Source organism: Candidatus Phytoplasma fabacearum, from assembly GCF_030586805.1.
GTDB lineage: Bacteria > Bacillota_I > Bacilli_A > Acholeplasmatales > Acholeplasmataceae > Phytoplasma > Phytoplasma fabacearum.
Genome location: NZ_JAOSIM010000027.1, coordinates 1 through 5,035, shown reverse-complemented (window position 1 = coordinate 5,035; position 5,035 = coordinate 1). Strand labels below are relative to the sequence as shown.

Here is a 5,035-nt window from a genome sequence, read left to right as displayed (position 1 = left end):
ACTACTTCTTTGAAAACTGAAGATGATATTTTATTATTTATTATAATATTCTATATATTATATAAAATTATTAAATATTAACGATATTTAAATAAATACTATTTATTTAAATGAGATTTATTACGAAGAGTTTGATCCTGGCTCAGGATGAACGCTGGCGGCGTGCCTAATACATGCAAGTCGAACGGAAACCTTTGGGTTTTAGTGGCGAACGGGTGAGTAACACGTAAGCAACCTACCCTAAAGACGAGGATAACCATTGGAAACAGTGGCTAAGACTGGATAGGAAGATATGAGGCATCTTGTATCTTTTAAAAGACCTAGTAATAGGTATACTTTAGGACGGGCTTGCGCCATATTAGTTAGTTGGTAGGGTAATGGCCTACCAAGACGATGATGTGTAGCTGGACTGAGAGGTTGAACAGCCACATTGGGACTGAGACACGGCCCAAACTCCTACGGGAGGCAGCAGTAGGGAATTTTCGGCAATGGAGGAAACTCTGACCGAGCAACGCCGCGTGAATGACGAAGTACTTTGGTATGTAAAGTTCTTTTATCAAGGAAGAAAAGCAAGTGGCGAACCATTTGTTTGCCGGTACTTGATGAATAAGCCCCGGCTAATTATGTGCCAGCAGCCGCGGTAAGACATAAGGGGCAAGTGTTATCCGGAATTATTGGGCGTAAAGGGTGCGTAGGCGGTCTAGTAAGTCAGTGGTGTAATGGCAACGCTTAACGTTGTCCGGCTATTGAAACTGCTAAACTTGAGTTAGATAGAGGCGAGTGGAATTCCATGTGTAGCGGTAAAATGCGTAAATATATGGAGGAACACCAGAGGCGTAGGCGGCTCGCTGGGTCTTAACTGACGCTGAGGCACGAAAGCGTGGGGAGCAAACAGGATTAGATACCCTGGTAGTCCACGCCGTAAACGATGAGTACTAAGTGTCGGGTCAAACCGGTACTGAAGTTAACACATTAAGTACTCCGCCTGAGTAGTACGTACGCAAGTATGAAACTTAAAGGAATTGACGGGACTCCGCACAAGCGGTGGATCATGTTGTTTAATTCGAAGATACCCGAAAAACCTTACCAGGTCTTGACATGTTTTTGCGAAACGGTAGTAATATCGTGGAGGTTATCAGAAACACAGGTGGTGCATGGTTGTCGTCAGCTCGTGTCGTGAGATGTTAGGTTAAGTCCTAAAACGAGCGAAACCCTTATCGTTAGTTGCCAGCACGTTATGGTGGGGACTTTAACGAGACTGCCAGTGATAAACTGGAGGAAGGTGAGGATCACGTCAAATCAGCATGCCCCTTATGACCTGGGCTACAAACGTGATACAATGGCTGTTACAAAGGGTAGCTGAAACGCAAGTTCTTGGCCAATCCCCAAAAACAGTCTCAGTCCGGATTGAAGTCTGCAACTCGACTTCATGAAGTTGGAATCGCTAGTAATCGCGAATCAGCATGTCGCGGTGAATACGTTCTCGGGGTTTGTACACACCGCCCGTCAAACCACGAAAGTTGGCAATACCCCAAAACGGTAGTCTAACTCGTTTATTCGAGAGGGCGCCGTCTAAGGTAGGGTCGATGATTGGGGTTAAGTCGTAACAAGGTATCCCTACCGGAAGGTGGGGATGGATCACCTCCTTTCTAAGGAAAACCAATAAAATCAATCATCTTCAGTTTTGAAAGACTTAGGATAACTAAGTTTTTCTTCGTGACTTCACGAAGGGCCTATAGCTCAGTTGGTTAGAGCACACGCCTGATAAGCGTGAGGTCGGTGGTTCAAGTCCATTTAGGCCCACCAGAGTTATAGGTTTCGTAGGAACACAAATTCTTTGAAAATTAGGTAAATAATAGTTATTTATCCGGAACATTAAAGGAAATAAGAGCGCACAGCGGATGCCTAGGCACCAAGAGCTGATGAAGGACGCAATTAACGGCGATACGCTACGGGGAGCTGTAAATAAGTGTAGATCCGTGGATTTCCGAATGGGGCAACCTACTATAAGAAGTTATAGTATCAATTGTTAGGCAACTAACTGATTGAAAGGAACGCAGTGAACTGAAATATCTAAGTAACTGCAGGAACAGAAAGTAATAACGATTCCGGTAGTAGTGACGAGCGAATCCGGAACAGCCGGATACCAATAACTAGTTATCAAATTTTAATTAACTCGAAATAGTTGGAAAGCTATATCCCAGAAGGTGAAAATCCTGTAGAGGTAAGTTAAAATCTAGGGTATCCTCAAGTACGGCGAGACACGAGAAATCTTGTTGGAAGATAGGAGGACCATCTCCTAAGGCTAAATACTCCTTGGTGACCGATAGTGAACTAGTACCGTGAGGGAAAGGTGAAAAGAACCCCGGAAGGGGAGTGAAATAGATCCTGAAACTGTGTGCTTACAAGTAGTCAAAGCTCGTTTAAGAGTGATGGCGTGCCTTTTGCAGAATGAACCGGCGAGTTATGATATAGAGCAAGGTTAAGTTTGAAGGAACGTAGCCGGAGCGAAAGCGAGTCTGAATAGGGCGTTTAGTTGTATGTCATAGACCCGAAACTGAAGTGAGCTAGCCATGAACAGGCTGAAGTGACGTGACCACGTCATGGAGGGCCGAACCAGGACACGTTGAAAAGTGTTTGGATGATTTGTGGCTAGAGGTGAAATTCCAATCGAACTCAGAGATAGCTGGTTCTCCCCGAAATAGCTTTAGGGCTAGCGTTGGGTATTTAATAGTTCTTGAAGGTAGAGCACTAAATGAGTGCGGGCTCCACCTCGGGGTACCAATCTCAATTAAACTCCGAATGTCAAGAACCGTATCCCAGCAGTCAGACGATGGGTGATAAGGTCCATGGTCAAAAGGGAAAGAGCCCAGACCGTCAGCTAAGGTCCCTAAATTAATGTTAAGTGGTTAAGGAAGTAAAAACGTTAAAACAATTAGGAAGTTGGCTTAGAAGCAGCCATCTTTTAAAGAGTGCGTAATAGCTCACTAATCTAATATTTTTGCACCGAAAATGTAACGGGGCTAAACATTATACCGAAGCTACGGATATGTTCCGGCTAGTAATAGCTAAGGAACATGTGGTAGGGGAAGCGTTCTAACATCGTAGAAGCTATAGCGGAAGCAGTAGTGGAGAGGTTAGAAGTGAGAATGCCGGTGTAAGTAACGAAAAGATAGATGAGAATTCTATCCGTCGAAAACCCAAGGTTTCCAGGGGCAGGGTCGTCCGCCCTGGGTTAGTCAGGAACTAAGGCGAGGCAGCAATGCGTAGTCGATGACCAGCAGGCTAAAATTCCTGCACTAAAAAAATCACTGATGGAGGGACAAAAGAGGATAAGCACGCCCTTTATTGGATTAGGGTCGAAAAATCGAGTTTGAGAAGATAGGCAAATCCGTCTTCTTACTTGCCAAAAAATGAGATTTGAGGGTAACGTGACTGCGTTCATATTTTCTAGAAAAGCTTCTAAGGTTAATGGTTTTTTTACCTGTACCGTAAACCGACACAGGTGGGAAGGTAGAGTATACTAAGACGCGCGAGAAAACTCTTGTTAAGGAACTCGGCAAAATGACTCCGTAACTTCGGGATAAGGAGAGCTTTTATGATAAAAAGTAAAAGCCGCAGAGAATAGGCCCAAGCGACTGTTTATCAAAAACACAGGTCTCTGCTAAACCGTAAGGTGATGTATAGGGGCTGATGCCTGCCCGGTGCTGGAAGATTAAGAGGAGATGTTCGGGCTTGCCCAAAGCATTGAATTGAAGTCCCAGTGAACGGCGGCCGTAACTATAACGGTCCTAAGGTAGCGAAATTCCTTGTCGGGTAAATTCCGACCTGCACGAAAGGCATAACGATTTGGGCGCTGTCTCAACAAGAGTCTCGGTGAAATCAAATTACCGGTGAAAATGCCGGTTACCCGCGACAGGACGAAAAGACCCCATGGAGCTTTACTGTAGCTTAATATTGGAATTGGAAATCTCATGTACAGCATAGGTGGGAGACTGAGAACTTTAGGCGCTAGTTTAAAGGGAGTCAACGGTGGGATACCACTCTTGAGATTTTTAGTTTCTAACCTGCATAAGTGGATTATGAGGGACAGTGTTTGGTGGGCAGTTTGACTGGGGCGGTCGCCTCCTAAAAAGTAACGGAGGCGTTCAAAGGTTCCCTCAAAATGGTCAGAAATCATTTTTAGAGCGTAAAGGTATAAGGGAGCTTGACTGTGAGACCTACAAGTCGAGCAGGGACGAAAGTCGGACTTAGTGATCTTGCGGTACCGAATGGAAGGGCCGTGACTCAACGGATAAAAGCTACCCTGGGGATAACAGCCTTATCGCCCCCGAGCGTTCACAGCGACGGGGCGGTTTGGGACCTCGATGTCGGCTCATCGCATCCTGGAGCTGGAGCAGGTTCCAAGGGTTGGGCTGTTCGCCCATTAAAGCGGTACGCGAGCTGGGTTCAGAACGTCGTGAGACAGTTCGGTCTCTATCCGTCGTGGGCGTTGGAAATTTGCGAGGAACTGTCCCTAGTATGAGAAGACCGGGATGGATATACCGCTGGTGCACCAGTTGGTTCGCCAGAGCCATAGCTGGGTAGCTATGTATAGTCGGGATAAACACTGAAAGCATCTAAGTGTGAAGCCTCCCTCAAGATGAGATTTCCCTAAGAGATCCCTGAAAGACGATCAGGTTGATAGGCTAGAAGTGGAAGAGTAGTGATATTTGGAGCTGACTAGTACTAATAGATCCAACGACTTTGATGATATATGGAAAATAACTAGAATTTGCCTAGTTTTGAGAGATTCCGGGTGATTTAACACAGGGGTTCCACCTGTTCCCATCCCGAACACAGCAGTTAAGACTTGTGGTCCCCAAAATAGTAATTCATTTGAATTGCGAAGATAGGGGTTTGCCCGGAATTATTTGTAGTAGAGAATTAGCTCAGCTGGGAGAGCATCTGCCTTACAAGCAGGAGGTCGGGGGTTCGATCCCCTCATTCTCTACCAAACCAAAACTTCCAAATTATTATAATTTTTATTTGTGCC

The 5,035-nt window shown here is 45.3% G+C and carries 2 tRNA genes and 3 rRNA genes; all 5 read left to right on the top strand.

Annotated elements, in window-relative coordinates:
- The first annotated feature begins 119 nt into the window (after positions 1-119).
- Positions 120-1,649: ribosomal RNA gene (locus OC705_RS02240) — 16S ribosomal RNA — on the top strand.
- Positions 1,650-1,729: 80 nt separating this feature from the next.
- Positions 1,730-1,806: transfer RNA gene (locus OC705_RS02235), tRNA-Ile, on the top strand.
- A 68-nt stretch (positions 1,807-1,874) separates the two neighbouring features.
- Positions 1,875-4,753: ribosomal RNA gene (locus OC705_RS02230) — 23S ribosomal RNA — on the top strand.
- A gap of 40 nt (positions 4,754-4,793) precedes the next feature.
- Positions 4,794-4,909: ribosomal RNA gene (gene rrf / locus OC705_RS02225) — 5S ribosomal RNA — on the top strand.
- Together the 16S, 23S and 5S rRNA genes with 2 tRNA genes alongside form the textbook arrangement of a ribosomal RNA operon.
- A gap of 11 nt (positions 4,910-4,920) precedes the next feature.
- A tRNA-Val gene (locus OC705_RS02220) sits at positions 4,921-4,996 on the top strand.
- Positions 4,997-5,035 lie beyond the last annotated feature (39 nt).